This is a genomic window from Pseudomonas sp. PDM26 (assembly GCF_019219185.1).
Taxonomy (GTDB): domain Bacteria; phylum Pseudomonadota; class Gammaproteobacteria; order Pseudomonadales; family Pseudomonadaceae; genus Aquipseudomonas.
This window is the reverse complement of sequence record NZ_JAHUWC010000012.1, coordinates 107,577-125,498: the sequence shown is the minus strand read 5'-3', so window position 1 is coordinate 125,498 and position 17,922 is coordinate 107,577. Positions and strand designations below refer to the sequence as shown.

The window sequence follows — 17,922 nt, the reverse complement described above, 5'->3', positions numbered from 1 at the left end:
GGGATTAGCGGTGAATCCGTTCGGTGAAGCCTGCGACCTTATGATCTCTGGACAGACCGATAAGGTTCATGGATCGGACCCGCGCGACTTTTTCGACCACAGGCGACAACTCGTCGGTTCGATACTGACCGGGGGTCATACCGAACCAACGGATGCATGCCTTATGGAAGCTGCTGTGATCATGGAAGCCGAGCAGGCAAGTCACATGCTTCAAGTTGAAATGAGAATGGCGCAAATAGAAGTCAGCCATCTGCCGGCGCACATCGTTCAGGACGTCCTTGAATTGCGTGCCATCCTTCTCAAGGCCTCGTTGAAGCGTTCGCTTGCTGATATTCAGTGCCGCCGCAATCGATTCCATATCACATTGCCCTTGGCCTTGCCCCTGGCTCAAGCGCTCGGTAATCAGCGCGCGAATCCTGCCAACCATAGAGTAACCGGACAACAGGTCCAATTGAGCCTCGGCAAAACTGTCATGGAGTGTGGCCAACGCCTCGTTGGCCATGCTCAACGGACTCAGAAGCTCCTGGCCATCGAACAAGATGCTGTCATAAGCCGCCCCGAAACTCAGCGGACAGCCAAAAAGCCGCTGATGCTCCGACGTGTCTTCAGGTTCGGGATAAGTGAACTCCACACTCAACGGTTGCGGTGACTTGCCACCTGCCAGCCAATGGCAGAAACCCAGCAGCGAAGCCAAGGCTGCATCCGTGTATTGCCGGGGTTTGACCGAGCCATGTTGCTGATGATCGAGACTGGCCAATCGGTAATGCTGCTGCTCCTTGACAAGGAAAAGGCTGAATCCGGTACCAATCAACGGGCTGAAACGAACCAGACGTTCAAGCGCTCTTTTCAGATTCGAACTGGACATCATCGTGTAGCCCACGATCTGAAAACTACTGGGATGGAATTCCCCGTAGGCTTTCAAACCGATATTCAGATCATCCGAAGCCTGAGCAGCCAAGTCCCAAAGACTATAGATAATGCTTCGCTCGCAGAATGCCCCTGGTCTACCCACGAACCCGACATCCAGTCCCGCCTCCTGGCACAGACCGGCAAGATCCAGTCCTTGGGCCAAAAACGTATTCGCCAGCATGCTGGCATAACCCGAACTCATTCTATACATGGCGTCCTCATTGACCAATGGAACCGAACGTCCTGTCCGGAGCCGATACTGACATGCACTGAACATATTTCAACAGTGTTTCAGGAATATTAACTATCCATTGAGTTTTAAGAGTTGATCCAAGTATGGGTGCTCCTCATTTTTTTGCCAGCAGGCCAAAACACCCGCGTGGCACCGATGGACAGGAGAACGTCACCTTCAAACACTTCCGCACGGCCCGTCGATATCGAACAATCCTCTCTCCTGCAGCGCAAAAAAATGGAGTAGATGTATGGAATCGCGTAGTCGCATTGCTTTGGTAACGGGTGGTATGGGCGGTATCGGTACGGCAATCAGCCAACGTCTATACAAGGAAGGATTCAAGGTAATCGTAGGCTGCAGCTCCGATTCCAGCCGCAAGAACGACTGGCGCGCCAGCCAACTGGAGGCGGGTTACGAGTTCGAGTTCATCTATGGCGACGTCACCGATTGGGAGTCAACCCGCAAGGCTTTCGAGATGGCCCGTGAACAATTCGGCCCGATCGATGTGCTGGTCAACAACGCCGGCATCACCCGCGACGCGTCTTTTCGCAAGCTCACCCCGGAAGACTGGAACAGCGTGATCGGGACCAACCTGACGGGCTTGTTCAACACCACCAAGCAGGTCATTGAAGGCATGTTGTCCAAAGGCTGGGGGCGGATCATCAACATCTCCTCGATCAACGGTCAGCGTGGCCAGTTCGGCCAGACCAACTACTCCGCCGCCAAGGCTGGCATCCATGGTTTCACCATGGCACTGGCCCGGGAAGTCTCCGGCAAGGGCGTGACCGTCAATACCGTATCCCCAGGCTACATCCAGACCTCCATGACCGCGGCAATTCGCCCGGACATTCTGGAAGGCATGATCGCAGCAACTCCGGTTGGTCGCCTTGGCCAACCCGAAGAGATCGCCTCAATCGTAGCCTGGCTGGCTTCCGATGAGTCCGCCTACAGCACCGGTGCCGATTTCTCGGTAAACGGCGGCATGAACATGCAATAACCCCCGATCAGGGCAGGAATGCCCTGGTTTGCTCGACGAATTTTGTCTTTTCGATGAGGTCACGCATGAACGAAGTCGTAATCGTTGCCGCTACTCGTACCGCCATTGGCAGCTTCCAGGGTGCTCTGTCTGCAATTCCCGCAACCGAACTGGGTGCCGCAGTGATTCGCCGCTTGCTGGAGCAGACGGGTATCGATGCTGCTCAAATTGATGAAGTGATTCTCGGCCAGGTTCTCACTGCCGGCGCTGGGCAGAACCCGGCACGCCAGACCGCGATCAAGGCTGGCTTGCCACACACCACGCCTGCCCTGACCTTGAACAAGGTCTGCGGCTCTGGTCTCAAGGCGGTCCATCTTGCCGTCCAGGCAATCCGTTGCGGCGACGCGGAACTGGTCATCGCTGGCGGTCAGGAAAACATGAGTCTGGCCCCCTACGTTCTGCCCAAGGCACGCACCGGCTTGCGTATGGGCCATGCGCAACTGCAAGACAGCATGATCCAGGATGGCCTGTGGGACGCCTTCAACGACTACCACATGGGTATCACCGCCGAGAATCTGGCGCAGAAGTACGAGATCTCTCGTGAAGCACAGGATGCCTTCGCTGCCGCCTCGCAACAGAAGGCCGCCGCAGCCATTGAGGGCGGGCGCTTCCAGAGCGAAATCACCCCGATCCTGATTCCTCAGCGCAAGGGCGAACCGCTGGTCTTCGACACCGACGAACAGCCTCGTATCGACAGCACTGCGCAAGCGTTGGCGAAACTCAAACCGGCATTCCAGAAAGACGGCAGCGTGACCGCCGGCAACGCTTCGACCCTCAACGATGGTGCGGCCGTGCTGTTGCTGGCCAGCGCCGCTAAAGCACAAGCGCTGGGCCTTCCGGTACTGGCACGAATCAAAGCCTATGCCAGCGCCGGCGTGGATCCGTCGATCATGGGCATCGGCCCAGTCCCGGCTACACGTCTGACTCTGCAAAAGGCCGGCTGGAGTGTCGAGGACCTGGACCTGATTGAAGCCAATGAAGCCTTCGCCGCCCAGTCGCTGGCGGTTGGTAAAGAGTTGGGTTGGGACACCAGCAAGGTCAACGTCAACGGCGGCGCAATCGCCCTTGGCCATCCGATCGGCGCGTCGGGGGCACGGATTCTGGTGTCGCTGGTACACGAACTGATCCGTCGCGACGGCAAGAAGGGGCTGGCCACTTTGTGCATCGGCGGCGGACAAGGCGTCGGCCTGGCTATCGAGCGCTAACCAACGGCATCCGGGTAGCCCATGCGCGGACTTGGGACCCTTGTTCCGCGCATCAGATTGGCGTCAGGTTGGCGCCAGACAACGCTGCCCGCATTCCTGCCGTCGCTACGCCGGAGTCCGGCAAAGCGCGGCTTTTTTTCTGCCCGGCTCATCTGTATGGGCAAGGAACTTTATGGACAACAACGCGCATACATTCAAAACCTATTGGTCAGGCCAGGTTCCGTTCATCGCTTCCTTTGCAGTGCAACAATTACGCCTATGGGTCAGCACCAATCCGTGGTTTTCCGGGCATGAGCACGGCGCCTGGTTCGAGTTACCTCGCGAAACCCTGGACAGCCTTCAAGCGGACTACCAGGTTCAATGGGTCCAACTCGGCCAAAAACTGCTGACCGGCCAACCCTTCAGCTTCGATGATCGACGCTTCTCCAGCGGCAACTGGAGCGAGCCACTGTTCGGCTCCCTCGCTGCGTTTTATCTGCTCAATTCCAGCTTTCTTCTGAAACTGCTCGACAAGCTGCTGATCGACGAAAAAAAACCGCGCCAACGCCTGCGCTATCTGGTGGAGCAAGCCATTGCCGCCAGTGCGCCAAGCAATTTCCTGGTCAGTAACCCCGATGCGCTTCAGCGTGTGGTTGAGACTCAAGGTGCCAGCCTGCTCACAGGTATGCAGCATCTGGCCAGCGACATGAACGAAGGCAAAATGCGCCAGTGTGATAGCGGCGCCTTCAAGGTTGGCGTCGATCTGGCCAACACCCCCGGCGAGATCGTCTTTGAGAATCACCTGTTCCAGCTGATTCAGTACTACCCGCAAAGCGAAACCCAGTACCGACACCCGGTATTCGTCGTACCTCCGTCGATCAACAAGTACTACATCCTTGATCTGCGCCCGGACAACTCGATGGTCCGCCACCTGCTGGAACAGGGACATCCCGTATTCCTGATGTCCTGGCGCAACTTTGACGAGGAACACGCTGGCACCACCTGGGATGACCTGATTGAGCACGGAGTAATCGACGCCTTGCAGGTGACCCGCGAAATCAGCGGCGAGCAGCGACTCAATTGCGTGGGCTTCTGCATCGGCGGCACCCTGCTGAGCACGGCACTGGCGGTACTTGCTGCACGCGGCGACAGGGAGATCGCCAGCGTGAGCCTGTTCACCACGTTCCTTGACTACCTGGATACCGGTCCCATCGACATATTCGTCGACGAAGAACTGGTGGCCTATCGAGAGCGCACCATCGGCGGCATGAATGGTCCCATCGGCCTGTTTCGCGGTGAGGACATGGGCAATACCTTTTCCCTACTGCGCCCCAACGAGCTGTGGTGGAACTACAACGTCGACAAATACCTCAAGGGGCAGAAGCCGATCCCGCTTGATCTGCTGTTCTGGAACAACGACAGCACCAACCTTCCGGGGCCGATGTACTGCTGGTATCTGCGCCACACCTATCTGCAGAACGATTTGAAATCAGGCGAGCTGGAGTGCTGTGGGGTCAAGCTTGATTTGCGTGCTATTGACGCTCCCGCTTACATCCTCGCCACCCATGACGATCACATCGTGCCTTGGAAAAGCGCCTACGCCAGCACCAACCTGCTCTCCGGGACCAAGCGTTTTGTATTAGGAGCTTCAGGGCATATCGCCGGCGTCATCAATCCACCGGCCAAGCAGAAGCGCCATTACTGGACCAATAATCGGGTCACGAAAAACCCGGAAACCTGGTTCAAGAATGCCGAGCAGCAACCCGGTAGCTGGTGGAATGATTGGTTCAACTGGCTGGCGGGACACTCCGGCGAGCGCCAACCAGCGGTTGCGCACATAGGGAATGACAAATTCCCGCCGCTGGAGCCGGCGCCAGGCAGTTATGTAAAGCAATGAAAGACTGAAATTCCCTGCTGCATGACTTCATGCAGCAGGTCAACTGCGGATCATTTGTTTCGGTACAAGGAGAGAGGCCCCATGAGCACCGCGTTGCGCATCAACGAAGCACTTCTGATTGCCGGCCACGCATTCGAACCTTTTCAATGCGTCGCCTGGGCTGCGCAAGGCGGTAATGGTGAACTGAGTCTGACTGTCATCGACCGGGCCAGCACTCACATTTGTCGCAAACAGATTCCAACCAGTACCTATTCCGACCCGGCACAGCTGGAAAGCCTGCTGGAAGAGGTACGCGCCGAGTTGAGCCAGGAGGGCTACACGCTGCAATCCTGGGCAATGCCAGGGTAAACATTCTCGCGGATCGCTACCAGGATGTGAGGCAAATATTGGGCACGGGGCGACAATCCATTTCATCCCTGATGGAATGATTTGCCGGGCTGGAGTTTTTTCAGAAACGCAGAAACGAAAAAGCCCTGAATAATCAGGGCTTTTTCGTATAAATGTGGCGGTGAAGGAGAGATTCGAACTCTCGATACAGTTTCCTGTATACACACTTTCCAGGCGTGCTCCTTAAGCCACTCGGACACTTCACCGTATCTCTTCAAACATGTTCTGTCTGTCGAGGCGCGCTAATGTAGTCGAAAGCTTTTCCGATGGCAAACATTTTTTTCAGAATTTTCATGCGGTTAACGCGATTCAGCGTTTCCGGTCGCTCGGGGCCATGGCAAACCGGCCAATCTCCGGCTTCGTGCCCTCTTCTATATAGAGGGGAATGCGCGGCAGGCACGGCGGGCTACGCCTGGCGGGCAGGCAAAGGGTGACTGGCGGGTCAGTCACGGCGCTTTACCTGGCCTGCGGCGGTGGGTAACGTCTGCCCAACTTTATTGAAAGGAATAGCGTCATGAGTGAGTTGATTTCCTACCATCTCGAAGACGGTATCGCGACCCTGACCTTGAGCAATGGCAAGGTCAATGCCATTTCCCCGGATGTGATTGCCGAGTTCAACGCTGCGCTGGATCAGGCCGTGACTGATCGTGCGGTGGTGATCATTACTGGCCAGCCGGGCATTCTCTCCGGTGGTTATGACCTGAAGGTGATGACGGCCGGCCCTAAAGAAGCCGTGGCACTGGTGACCTCCGGCTCGACACTGGCCCGCCGACTGCTGTCGCACCCCTTCCCGGTGATCGTTGCGTGCCCGGGGCATGCGGTGGCCAAGGGCGCGTTTCTGCTGTTGTCGGCCGACTATCGCATTGGCGTAGACGGTGCGTTCAGCATTGGCCTGAACGAAGTGCAGATCGGCATGACCATGCACCACGCAGGCATCGAGATCGCCCGTGATCGCCTGAACAAAGTGGCGCTGCAGCGTTCGGTGGTCAACGGCGAGATGTTCAGTCCACAAGGCGCCGTGGCGGCCGGTTTCCTTGATGTCGTGGTCTCGGCTGAAGAACTGCAAGGCGCAGCACTGGCGGCGGCTCGCCAGTTGAAGAAGATCAACATGACCGCGCACAAGAACACCAAATTGAAAGTACGCAAAGCGCTGCTGGAGGCCCTGGACAACGCAATCATCCAGGACCAGGAGCATTTGGGTTAAGCCCGGATCTGCTACAACGAAAAGCCCGACCGACGTGTCGGGCTTTTTCATACATATCTGTGTTAAACCTCTGTAACCGCTCTAGATCGCTTCTGGCCGATTGGTCGGAAACATCAGTACAAACATCGGCTATCTCCCACTTCCCTGGCAGTAATTGCCGAAAACAGTGCACATCCGTACACTGCGCCACCTTTTGTCCCGGTGGGGCCTGTAAATGCTGTTTTTGTTTCGTATGTCATTGATGGCCCTGCACTTTATCGTGGCGGGTGTGCTGGGTGTGATTCTCGGCCTGTGCCGGCCATTCAACCCGGACAACAGCCGTCTGTGCGCACGCCTGTACGCATGGCCGGCCATGTGTATTTTGCGTTTGCGGGTGAAGGCCGAAGTCGGGCCGTTGATGGATAAACCGGACAGTTGCGTGATCATCGCCAATCACCAGTCCAACTACGACCTGTTTGTGTTTGGCAACGTGGTGCCCCGCCGCACCGTGTGCATCGGCAAAAAGAGCCTGAAATGGGTACCGCTGTTCGGGCAACTGTTCTGGCTGGCCGGCAATGTGCTGATCGACCGCGGCAATGCACAAAAGGCGCGCAAGTCGATGTTGACCACCACCCACACCCTGCAAAACAAAGACACCTCGATCTGGGTTTTCCCGGAAGGCACGCGCAACCTGGGCGAGGACTTGCTGCCCTTCAAGAAAGGCGCCTTCCAGATGGCCATTGCCGCCGGGGTGCCGATCGTGCCGGTGTGTGTCAGCAGTTACGTCAAACACATGCGATTGAACCGTTGGCGCAGCGGGAAAATTCTGATTCGTTCGTTGCCGGCGATTCCCACCGCCGGATTGAGCCTGGACGACATGCCCCTGCTGATTGCCCAGTGCCGCGAACAGATGCGTGAATGCATCGAATCGATGGACCGGCAACTGCAAGCTGCCTGAAAAAAGAAAACCCGCCTGGTGCGGGTTTTCTTTTGCCTGCAAGTCTTTACCGACGAACTCAGCAGAATTAACTGACTCTCAAACACTGACAAGGCTAAGCTGATCAACACTGCCATTGCATTTGCTGCTAATTAAAAACTGCCAAAAGAAGTGAATCACCATCATGGGTAGAGTTGTTGCTTCAGCGGTTTATAGCGCCGGTAAGAGAGTCACCAATATCACCCTCGACGAAGGCGCAGCCTGGGCGGCAAAGCCAGGGCACTTTGTCTGGATCGGCCTTGAGGAGCCGAACGCCGAGGAACTCTACAATCTGCAACGCCAGTTCAACCTGCACGAACTGGCCATCGAAGACGCCTTGGAAAAGCACAGCCGGCCGAAGCTGGAAACCTTCGGTGATGCGCTGTTCATCGTGACCTATTCGCCCATCCGCCATGAAGGCAAACTCGAGTTCATCGAGACACATATCTTTGCCGGCAATGGCTACATCATTACTGCGCGCAACGGCCACTCAGCGTCCTACGCCCATGTCCGACAACGCTGTGAGGCGCGTCCGCTGTTGCTTGAGCACGGGGAAGATTTCGTACTCTATGCCATCCTCGATTTCGTGATCGAGAACTACCAGCCGATGGGCGAAGCCATTCACGGGGAAATCGATGAGCTGGAACGCAACGTGTTATGCGGCTCGTTGAATGACTACGATATCCAGAAGCTGCATGGCCTGCGTCGTGATGTTTTGCGCTTGCGTCGTTATGTGGCACCGATGATTGAGATCGGGGAGGAATTGCAGAGGCTGAGCTTCCCGTTTATCGATAAAAACATGCGCCCATACTTCCGCGATGTGCAGATCCATGTCACGCGGCAAATGGAAGACCTGACGACCCTGGCTGATATTGCCAGCCAGACGATTGAGGTCGGGGTGCTGCTGGAGGCCTCTCGCCAGAGTGTGGTGCAGCGCAAGTTTGCGGCCTGGGCGGCGATCCTGGCCTTCCCGACGGCGGTGGCGGGGATTTATGGAATGAATTTCCAGAACATACCGGAGTTGAGCTGGCACTACGGGTATTTCGGAGTGCTGGGGTTTATTACGGTGGGTTGTCTGGGGTTGTGGGCGAGTTTCAAGAAGTCGGGGTGGTTGTAGGAGCGAGCTCGCTCGCGAAAAACCTGAGAGCACCGTGGGCTGTCAGGTTTGGCGCGTTATCGTTCACGACCATCGCGAGCAGAGCTCGCTCCTACAGGTTTTAAACAGCTGCCGGCTTGTGCGCCACAAACCGCATCATCCACTCGGCAACCGTGGCGCCGTGGTGTTCCTGCTCCAGGCTCGCGATACCTTTGGAGTAGACCTGCTCACCCAGTGCCTGCTGGCGAATCTCCAACAGGGCGCGGGAGTAGTCGTGGATGAATTCCGGATGCCCCTGGAAGCACAACACCTGATCGTTGATGTGGTAAGCGGCATACGGACAGAAATCGCTGGAAGCAATGACCGTGGCGTTTTCCGGCAGCGACGTGACCTGATCCTGGTGGCTGATCAGCAACGTCAGTTCTTCGCGCACAGGACTCATCCATGGCGCCTTGGCGGCCAATTTGTAGTTGTGGGTGCCGACGCCCCAGCCTTGGGTCGCACGCTCGCTCTTGCCACCGAGCAGCAACGCCAGCAACTGATGACCGAAGCAGACGCCCAGCAATTTGTCGCCGCGCTCGTAGCGGGTCAGCAGATACTTCTTGAGGGTTTCGATCCACGGGTCGGTGCCGAAGGAATCGGCCTTGCTGCCCGTCACCAGGTAGGCGTCGAATGTCAGGTCGTCGCCTGGGTATTCACCCTGCACCACGTTGTAGACCGTAAACTCGGCGGCAATCGGTTGCTGCGAAAACAGGTGTTTGAACATCTGCCCGTAGCCCTGATATTGGTCAACCAATTCCGGACGCAGGTGGTCGGTTTCCAGAATGCAGATGCGTAACGACATAAAAAATACCTGACACGTGATGGGAATAATGCACACCCCAGAGCCTGCCTTGAAACACTGTGACAAGGCAAGCCCCGAAATGCGTCATCGCGCCCTTAGAAGATCTCCCCTTTCGCCGCTTTTTCCAGCAACAGTGCAGGCGGCGCGAACCGCTCTCCATATTGCCTGGTCAGGTACTGGGCACGGGCGACAAAGTCGTGCACGCCGTACTGATTGATGAACTGCAGAGCACCGCCGGTCCAGGCGGCGAACCCGATGCCGAAGATCGAGCCGACGTTGGCATCCGCCGTCGAGGTCAAAACGCCCTCCTCCACACAGCGCACGGTTTCGATGGCTTGTACGAACAGCAGCCGATCACGCACGTCCTTGGGCGAAATCTGCCCGTCAGCTTTCTCGAAGCGGGTTTTCAATTCAGGCCACAAGTGTTTCTGGCCGCCCACCGGATACTCGTAGAAACCTCCACCGGCAGCCTTGCCTGGACGCTTGAACTCATTGAGCAGCACGTCAATCACGGCAAATGCTGGATGTTCTATCAGCGGTTTCCCTTCTGCTTGCAGGTCCTTGGCGGTTTGCAGGCGGATATGGCTCATCAGGTTGAGGGAAACCTCGTCAGAAATCGCCAGCGGTCCTACCGGCATGCCGGCCTTGCGCGCTTCAGTCTCGATCATCGCCGCGCTCACGCCTTCGCCCAGCATGGCGATGCCTTCGTTGGTGAAGGTGCCGAACACCCGCGACGTGAAGAAACCGCGGCTGTCATTGACCACAATCGGGGTTTTCCTGATTTGCAGGACGTAATCGAATCCGCGGGCCAGGGTTTCGTCGCTGGTGTTGGCGCCCTTGATGATTTCCACCAGCGGCATTTTCTCCACGGGGCTGAAAAAATGCAGGCCGATGAACTTACTCTGGTCGGGCACGGCGCACGCCAGGCCGCTGATCGGCAAGGTCGAGGTGTTGGAAGCGATAACCGCGTCCGCGCCGACGACCTTCTGCGCAGCCAACGAAACCTTGGCCTTCAAATCTCGGTCCTCGAACACGGCCTCGATGATCAGGTCGCAACCGGCCAGGTCGGCATCGCTTTCGCTGGTTTGAATGCGTGACAGAACGGTGTCGCGTTGCTCGATGCTCATTTGTCCGCGAGCGACTTTCTTGTCCAGTAGCGCCGCCGAATGCGCCTTGCCCTTCTCTGCCGCGGCGAGGTTGATGTCCTTGAGCACCACTTCGATACCTGCCGATGCGCTGACAAACGCAATCCCCGCGCCCATCATCCCGGCGCCGAGCACGCCGACTTTGCGAGTGACATACGGTTCAAAACCTTGAGGCCGCGAGCCTCCGGCATTGATTTCGTTGAGCTGGAACCAGAACGTGCCAATCAGGTTTTTCGAGACCTGGCCGGTGGTCAGTTCGGTGAAATAGCGGGTTTCGATCAGGTGCGCCGTGTCGAAATCCACCTGCGCACCCTCGACCGCCGCACAGAGGATTTTCTCCGGCGCGGGCATCGTGCCCTGGGTTTTACTGCGCAGGATCGAGGGCGCGATCGCCAGCATCTGGGCGACTTTCGGGCTTGACGGTGTACCGCCCGGAATCTGGTAGCCCTTCACATCCCAGCGTTGTATCGCCGTCGGGTTAGCGAGAATCCACGCCTTCGCCTTGGCCAGCAAGTCTTCGTGATCGCTCGCCAGTTCCTCGATCAACCCTGCCTGCAATGCCTGTTGCGGCCGCACCCGCTTGCCTTCGAGCAGATACGGCAGGGCCTTTTCCAGGCCGAGCATGCGCACCATGCGCACCACGCCACCGCCGCCCGGCAGCAGGCCGAGGGTGACTTCCGGCAGGCCAAGTTGCACCGAAGGATTGTCCAGCGCCACGCGATGATGGCAGGCCAAACAGATTTCCCAGCCGCCGCCGAGTGCCGCGCCGTTGATCGCCGCGACTACCGGTTTGCCGAGGGTTTCCAGGGTGCGCAACTGGCCCTTGAGGGTCAGCACCATGTCGTAGAAGGCTTTGGCTTCGGGCTTGCCGACCTTGATCAGTTCATTGAGGTCGCCGCCAGCGAAGAAAGTCTTCTTGGCCGAGGTGATGATCACACCGACGATGCTGTCCTTGTCGGCCACCAGGCGCGCAACGCAGTCAGCCATGGCTTCGCGGTACACCGCGTTCATGGTGTTGGCGCTCTGGCCCGGTATGTCGATGGTCAGGACCACGATCTGGTCCTGGCCTTTTTCGTAACGAATGGCTTCGCTCATAACTGGGTTCCTTGAAGTCCGGGCTCAGAGGCGTTCGATGATGGTGGCAATGCCCATGCCGCCGCCGACACACAGGGTCGCGAGGCCATAACGCAGGCGTCGGGCTTCCAGTTCATCGAGCAGCGTGCCGAGAATGGCGCAGCCGGTGGCACCCAGCGGGTGGCCCATGGCGATGGAACCACCGTTGACATTGATCTTGTCCGGGTCGACGGCCATGTCCTTGATGAATTTCAACACCACTGACGCGAACGCCTCGTTGACCTCGAACAGATCGATGTCTTCAACCCGCAGCCCGGCCTTGGCCAGCGCCTTGCGGGTTGCCGGCGCGGGGCCGGTGAGCATGATGGTTGGATCGGTACTGGTGACTGCCGTGGCGACAATCCGCGCCCGGGGCTGCAAGCCCAGCGCCCGGCCCTTGGCTTCGGAGCCGATGAGCATCAGCGCCGCGCCGTCGACGATTCCAGAACTGTTGCCGGGGGTATGCACATGGTTGATCCGCTCGACATGGCTGTAGACCCGCAGCGCGGTGGCATCGAAGCCCATCTGCCCCATCATCTCGAAACTTGGCTTGAGCTTGCCCAGGCCTTCCAGGGTCGATTCGGCGCGGATGAACTCATCGTGATCGAGCAGGATGATGCCGTTCTGGTCCTGCACCGGCACCAGCGACTTGTTGAACGAACCGTCGGCTCGCGCACGCGCAGCCTTTTGCTGCGAATGCAGCGCATAGGCATCGACGTCCTGACGGCTGAAGCCTTCAAGGGTGGCGATCAGGTCGGCGCCCACACCCTGTGGCGTGAAGTGGCTGTGCAGGTTAGTCGCCGGGTCAAGCGCCCAGGCCCCGCCATCGCTGCCCATCGGCACCCGCGACATCGACTCGACACCGCCGACCACCACCAGGTCTTCAAAGCCGGAGCGCACTTTCATTGCGCCGAGGTTGACCGCCTCCAGCCCGGAAGCGCAGAAGCGGTTGATCTGCACCCCCGCCACACTGACATCCCAATCGGCCACCTGAGCAGCAGTTTTGGCGATGTCAGAGCCTTGATCGCCAACCGGCGTCACGCAACCGAGCACCACGTCATCGACCTGGCTGGTGTCCAGCGCCATGCGCTGTTGCAGTGCGGTGAGTAAACCGGCAACCAGATTCACCGGTTTGACACTGTGCAAGGCGCCGTCGGCCTTGCCTTTACCACGGGGCGTGCGTAACGCGTCGAAAATCAATGCTTGGGTCATGACGTCCTCGAACCACAGTGCAGGTGGGTAAATACCGAGCGCTCACTCTTGGCCCGAGCCGCGATTGATTCAATGACCTTAGCGCTCACAGACGTTGACGCTCACGCTCAGACGGACGGTAGTCAGCTACCGGATTAACCGATTCAAGACACCAAGCTGTCTAGCCAACGGGCGCCAAAGAAGCTGGCAATAGGCCTCATACCTTTTTTAAAGCGAATCGTAACAACTCCATATGAAATGGATCTAAACCAAGCACAGCGCGGGCTCTAAGGTTCACTTGTACGAAGTTGTCGTCGGGTTTTGCCGAGACGCTCGTCACTACAGGAAGTGCAACGCGCTGCCAACATGGAGATATGCAGGCAGGCATCAGGAAATAACAAAAAAGGCGGTCAAGCCATGTTCAAACAATCGAAAGTACGTCAAGCCGGGCTCATCCTTTTCGCCACCACGCTGTTGTTGATATTGCCGAACCTGACCAAGGTGATCGGCTAGTCGCGTCTAAAAGATTCGGCGTCACAGTTTTTGAATGGCCACCATCAAAATGTGACTGGCCCGCTAGCCGGGCCAGCGTGGCTGTGCCAATCTTTGCGGCACTTGCACGACATGGACGGCGATCACTTGAAAATGCTCATTCTGCTCGGGGCCATGCTGTTCGGCTCGCCCCTGTATGCCGCACAGCTGAACCTGGAGCTGGGCGCGAACAGTCGCACCTGGCAGACAGAGCAATTGCTCAAGCATCCTCAGGCTCAAACCATCAACATCAGCAACGACGTTTCCTACAAGCGGGACATGAGTTACCGCGCCGTGCCGTTGTCCGCGCTGCTGAACGGCATCAAGCCTGAGGACCATCTGCAAGCCGTGGCCCTGGATGGCTTTGCCGCCGAAATGGCCGCGGCGCCGTTGCTCAATACCCAGGGGGCACAGGCGTGGCTGGCGATTGAAGACCCGGCCAAACCCTGGCCACCGCTGTCGGAAGGCAAGCCAGGCGCCGGCCCGTTCTATCTGGTCTGGAGCAATCCTCAGGCGGGCAACATCAGCCCCGAACAATGGCCGTTCCAGGTGGCGAGCATCAAACGCCTGGCGTCCGTAGCCGAGCGCTTTCCTGCCCTGCTGCCCGATCCGGCGTTGAAGGCGGATGATCCGGTGAACAAGGGATTTGCGTTGTTCCAGAAGAATTGCCTGGCCTGCCATCGACTCAACGGCGCCGGGGACGCGCAATTCGGGCCGGACCTGAATATTCCGTACAACCCGACCGAGTACTTCGGCGCGGACTTCCTCAAGCGCTACATTCGCGATCCACAGAGTTTGCGCCAGTGGCCGCAGGCGAAGATGCCCGGGTTCTCGGCCGAGGTGTTGCCGGATGGGGATCTGCAGATGCTTGTGGGGTATTTGCAGCATATGGTCGGGCGCAAGGTTAAGCCCTGACACACGTCCCCGTAGGAGCTGCCATAGGCTGCGATCTTTTGATCTTTATTATCAAATCAAAAGATCGCAGCCTGTGGCAGCTCCTACAAGGGTGATCCATCAGATTATTGCTGCTGCACAGAAATCACCGGCGCGAGCGTCGGTGAAACCAGCACCTTGGCGTGCATCTGCTCACACCCGCCGCCCCGGCGCATCCCGCGCACCGGACAGGCATCCAGGTAGTCCAGGCCCACCGCCAGCTTCAGGTGACGTTCCGGCCGCGCCAGTTCATTGGTCACGTCGAAGCTGTACCAGGCATCATCCAGCCAGGCTTCGGCCCAGGCGTGGCTGGCCAGGTGTTCGCTGTTTTCGCTGTACAGATAGCCCGACACATAACGCGCAGGAATGCCCAGGCTGCGGGTGCAGGCGAGAAACGCGTGAGTGTGGTCCTGACACACGCCGGAGCGCCCGGCAAAGGCCTTGGCCGCGCTGGTGTCGACTTCCGTGGAGCCCGGCGTGTAGGTCATATGCTGGTTGAGGCCATGCATCAGATCGATCAGCGCCGTGCGATCGCGGCGTTGCTTGCATGCCTTCTCGGCGAACGCACGCAGGGCGACGTCGGCTTCGGTCAAACGGGTGAATCGCAGGAACGGCAGCGCCGACTGACTCTCGTGTTCGGCCTCACGCATTTCGTCAATATCGACCTGGCCACGGGCACCGATGATGATCGCTTCGTGCGGTTCGTCCATGGTCAGCACATGCAGGATGTTGCCGAACGGATCGAGTTGCGCGCGCACCGGGCGCGGCAGGTCGAGTTGCCAACTGAGCACGTGCTGGCGCTCGCTGTCGTGGGGAGTCAGTCGCAGGTACTGGATGCTCGCCCGCACCTTGTCTTCGTAGTGATAGGTGGTTTCGTGGCTAATGGAAAGTCTCATGCGGCCTCCAGATAAGAACTGTGAATCGCGTTACCCAACTGGCGCACCAGCGGGATGAACTCGGTCAGCCAGGCGTGCAGGCCTTCGTCAAGAATTTCGGTGATGCCGGTGTAGCGCAGGCGTGCGTCAATTTCTGCCGCCAGGCGTTGTGCAGGGCGACCGTTGGCCCCCGGCAATTGCGCGAGGATCTGGTCGATCTCTTCGGTGCAGGCGCGCAGGGATCGCGGCACATCGGCCCGCAGCAACAGCAACTCCGCCACATGCCGGGCGCCGGGGGCGTCACGGTAGATTTCCGTGTAGGCCTCGAACGACGACAACGCCCGCAATAATGCGCTCCATTGGTAATAGGCGTGAGCCGTGCCATCGCTGACCGCTTCGGCCTGATCGCCAGCCATTTCGTAGCGGGCATCGAGCAGGCGCAAGGTGTTGTCCGCCCGCTCGATAAAGGTCCCCAGACGAATGAAGCGAAACGCATCGTTACGCATGATGGTGCCGTAGGACGCGCCCCGGAACAGGTGGGAACGTTCCTTGATCCACTCACAGAAACGGCTCATGCCGTAGCGACTCAAGCCCTGTTCGGCGATGCCGCGAATTTCCAGCCAGGTGGCGTTTATGTTTTCCCACATGTCGGCGGTGATGCGCCCACGCACCGCATGAGCACTGGCCCGTGCGGCACCGAGGCAGCTGTAGATGCTCGCCGGGTTGGCCGCATCCAGGGCGAAGAAGTGCAGCAACCGTTCGGCATGCAATTCACCATGGCGCTCCAGGTAGTCGTCCAGGGTACCGGTGATCAACAGCGGCATGGCCAATTCGTGCAAACCATCGCCACGTCCGTCCTGCGGCATCAGCGACAGCGAATAGCTGATGTCGAGCATCCGGGCGAGGTTTTCCGCCCGCTCCAGGTAACGCGACATCCAATACAAATCCGAGGCGGTTCTACTTAACATGACAGGCTTCCTTTAATCCTCGACCACCCAGGTGTCCTTGGTTCCGCCGCCTTGGGAGGAATTGACCACCAGGGAGCCTTCGCGCAGGGCAACCCGGGTCAAACCGCCGGGCACGACCCGGGTTTCGCGGCCCGACAAGACAAACGGCCGCAAGTCGATGTGGCGTGGCGCGATGCCGTTTTCGACAAAGGTCGGACAGGTCGACAACGACAACGTCGGTTGCGCGATATAGGCATGGGGCTTGGCGATGATGCGCGCGCGGAAGGCTTCGATTTCCGCCGCCGTCGCCGCCGGTCCCACCAGCATTCCGTACCCGCCGGAGCCCTGGGTTTCCTTGACCACCAGCTCTGGAAGATTGGCCAGCACGTGGGACAGTTCCGAGGGATTACGACACTGCCATGTCGGCACGTTCTTCAGGATCGGCTCTTCATCCAGGTAGAAACGAATCATGTCCGTGACGAAGGGGTATACCGACTTGTCGTCCGCGACCCCGGTGCCGATGGCATTCGCCAGCACCACGTTGCCGGAGCGGTAGGACGACAGCAGCCCTGGCACGCCAAGCATCGAATCCGGATTGAACGCCAGCGGATCGAGGAAGGCATCGTCGAGGCGACGGTAGATCACGTCGACGGCTTTCGGCCCGTCCGTGGTGCGCATGAACACCTTGTCATCGCGCACGAACAGGTCCGCGCCTTCCACCAGTTCAACGCCCATTTCCCGGGCCAGAAACGCATGTTCGAAAAACGCGCTGTTGAAGCGCCCCGGCGTCAGCACCACCACACTCGGGTTGTCGAGCGGACTGGAGCTTTTCAAGGTGTCGAGCAACAGATTCGGATAGTGGTCGATCGGTGCGATGCGCTGGGCCGAGAACAACTCGGGGAACAGGCGCATCATCATCTTGCGGTCTTCGAGCATGTAACTGACGCCGCTCGGTGTACGCAGATTGTCTTCGAGCACGTAGTAGGTGCCGTCGCCGTCGCGTACCAGGTCGACGCCGGAAATGTGCGAATAGATATCGCGGTGCAAATCCAGGCCCTGCATCGCCAACTGGTACTGCTCGTTGGCCAGCACCTGCTCGGCCGGAATGATGCCGGCCTTGATGATGCGCTGCTCGTGATAGAGGTCGGCGAGGAACATGTTCAACGCCTTGACCCGCTGGATGCAGCCGCGCTCGACGACCCGCCATTCACTGGCGGGGATGCTGCGGGGAATGGTGTCGAAGGGAATCAGGCGCTCTGTCCCCTGCTCATCACCGTAGAGCGTGAAGGTTATCCCGGCGCGATGAAACAACAGATCGGCCTCGCGTCGCCGTTGTGCCAGAAGCTCGTCAGGCGTCTCGGCCAGCCAACGGGCAAACTCCCGATAATGCGGGCGGACCAGGCCGCCGGCATCGTACATCTCATCAAAATAGGTGCGGATCAT

At 58.6% G+C, this 17,922-nt stretch carries 15 protein-coding genes and 1 tRNA gene; 8 read left to right on the top strand and 8 right to left on the bottom strand.

Features of this window, described 5'->3' with window-relative positions:
* Positions 1-4: 4 nt before the first annotated feature.
* Positions 5-1,120 carry an AraC family transcriptional regulator gene (locus KW849_RS22605; protein WP_218431340.1) on the bottom strand — a complete coding sequence of 372 codons (1,116 nt, stop codon included), beginning with the start codon at positions 1,118-1,120 and terminating at the stop codon, positions 5-7.
* 271 nt (positions 1,121-1,391) lie between these two features.
* Here KW849_RS22605 and phbB point away from each other — a divergent pair, with 271 nt between their 5' ends.
* From phbB to KW849_RS22585, 4 genes are all read left to right on the top strand, one after another.
* Positions 1,392-2,138, top strand: coding sequence for an acetoacetyl-CoA reductase (gene phbB / locus KW849_RS22600; RefSeq protein WP_007988010.1), 747 nt, complete (start codon positions 1,392-1,394; stop codon positions 2,136-2,138).
* A gap of 65 nt (positions 2,139-2,203) precedes the next feature.
* A complete protein-coding gene (locus KW849_RS22595) occupies positions 2,204-3,382 on the top strand; it encodes an acetyl-CoA C-acetyltransferase (protein ID WP_218431339.1) in 1,179 nt (392 codons plus the stop codon).
* A 172-nt stretch (positions 3,383-3,554) separates the two neighbouring features.
* A complete protein-coding gene (gene phaC, locus KW849_RS22590; RefSeq protein WP_218431338.1) occupies positions 3,555-5,258 on the top strand; it encodes a class I poly(R)-hydroxyalkanoic acid synthase in 1,704 nt (567 codons plus the stop codon).
* An 81-nt stretch (positions 5,259-5,339) separates the two neighbouring features.
* A complete protein-coding gene (locus tag KW849_RS22585) occupies positions 5,340-5,606 on the top strand; it encodes a hypothetical protein (RefSeq protein ID WP_218431337.1) in 267 nt (88 codons plus the stop codon).
* A 155-nt stretch (positions 5,607-5,761) separates the two neighbouring features.
* On the opposite strand, the gene KW849_RS22580 is transcribed toward KW849_RS22585, so the two are convergent.
* Positions 5,762-5,851, bottom strand: a tRNA-Ser gene (locus KW849_RS22580).
* Positions 5,852-6,159: 308 nt separating this feature from the next.
* On the opposite strand from KW849_RS22580, the gene KW849_RS22575 reads away from it, so the two are divergent.
* From KW849_RS22575 to KW849_RS22565, 3 genes are all read left to right on the top strand, one after another.
* On the top strand, positions 6,160-6,849 hold the full coding sequence (locus KW849_RS22575; protein WP_218431336.1) for a crotonase/enoyl-CoA hydratase family protein: 690 nt from the start codon (positions 6,160-6,162) through the stop codon (positions 6,847-6,849).
* Positions 6,850-7,063: 214 nt separating this feature from the next.
* Positions 7,064-7,786, top strand: coding sequence for a 1-acyl-sn-glycerol-3-phosphate acyltransferase (locus KW849_RS22570; RefSeq protein WP_218431335.1), 723 nt, complete (start codon positions 7,064-7,066; stop codon positions 7,784-7,786).
* A gap of 163 nt (positions 7,787-7,949) precedes the next feature.
* Entirely contained in the window at positions 7,950-8,921 is a 972-nt protein-coding gene (locus tag KW849_RS22565) for a magnesium and cobalt transport protein CorA (RefSeq protein ID WP_218431334.1), read from the top strand.
* A gap of 100 nt (positions 8,922-9,021) precedes the next feature.
* Here KW849_RS22565 and KW849_RS22560 read toward each other — a convergent pair whose 3' ends face one another.
* The 3 genes from KW849_RS22560 to KW849_RS22550 all read right to left on the bottom strand — a co-directional run bounded on the left by KW849_RS22560 (position 9,022) and on the right by KW849_RS22550 (position 13,214).
* Entirely contained in the window at positions 9,022-9,744 is a 723-nt protein-coding gene (locus KW849_RS22560; protein WP_218431333.1) for an amidotransferase, read from the bottom strand.
* 95 nt (positions 9,745-9,839) lie between these two features.
* Positions 9,840-11,984, bottom strand: a complete 2,145-nt coding sequence (locus KW849_RS22555) for a 3-hydroxyacyl-CoA dehydrogenase NAD-binding domain-containing protein (RefSeq protein WP_218431332.1) — start codon at positions 11,982-11,984, stop codon at positions 9,840-9,842.
* Between the two features lie 24 nt (positions 11,985-12,008).
* On the bottom strand, positions 12,009-13,214 hold the full coding sequence (locus KW849_RS22550) for an acetyl-CoA C-acetyltransferase (protein ID WP_218431331.1): 1,206 nt from the start codon (positions 13,212-13,214) through the stop codon (positions 12,009-12,011).
* Positions 13,215-13,817: 603 nt separating this feature from the next.
* On the opposite strand from KW849_RS22550, the gene KW849_RS22545 reads away from it, so the two are divergent.
* Positions 13,818-14,639, top strand: coding sequence for a cytochrome c (locus tag KW849_RS22545; RefSeq protein WP_218431330.1), 822 nt, complete (start codon positions 13,818-13,820; stop codon positions 14,637-14,639).
* Positions 14,640-14,743: 104 nt separating this feature from the next.
* On the opposite strand, the gene KW849_RS22540 is transcribed toward KW849_RS22545, so the two are convergent.
* Genes KW849_RS22540 through KW849_RS22530 form a run of 3 tightly spaced genes read right to left on the bottom strand, consistent with a single transcriptional unit; the run spans position 14,744 to position 17,922 of the window.
* The gene (locus tag KW849_RS22540) at positions 14,744-15,553 is read right to left on the bottom strand and encodes a transglutaminase family protein (protein WP_218431329.1); all 810 of its coding nucleotides are present in this window, start codon (positions 15,551-15,553) and stop codon (positions 14,744-14,746) included.
* Positions 15,550-16,500, bottom strand: a complete 951-nt coding sequence (locus tag KW849_RS22535; protein ID WP_034150148.1) for an alpha-E domain-containing protein — start codon at positions 16,498-16,500, stop codon at positions 15,550-15,552. The genes KW849_RS22540 and KW849_RS22535 overlap by 4 nt, the downstream gene beginning before the upstream one ends.
* 12 nt (positions 16,501-16,512) lie before the next feature.
* Positions 16,513-17,922 carry a circularly permuted type 2 ATP-grasp protein gene (locus tag KW849_RS22530; protein WP_218431328.1) on the bottom strand — a complete coding sequence of 470 codons (1,410 nt, stop codon included), beginning with the start codon at positions 17,920-17,922 and terminating at the stop codon, positions 16,513-16,515.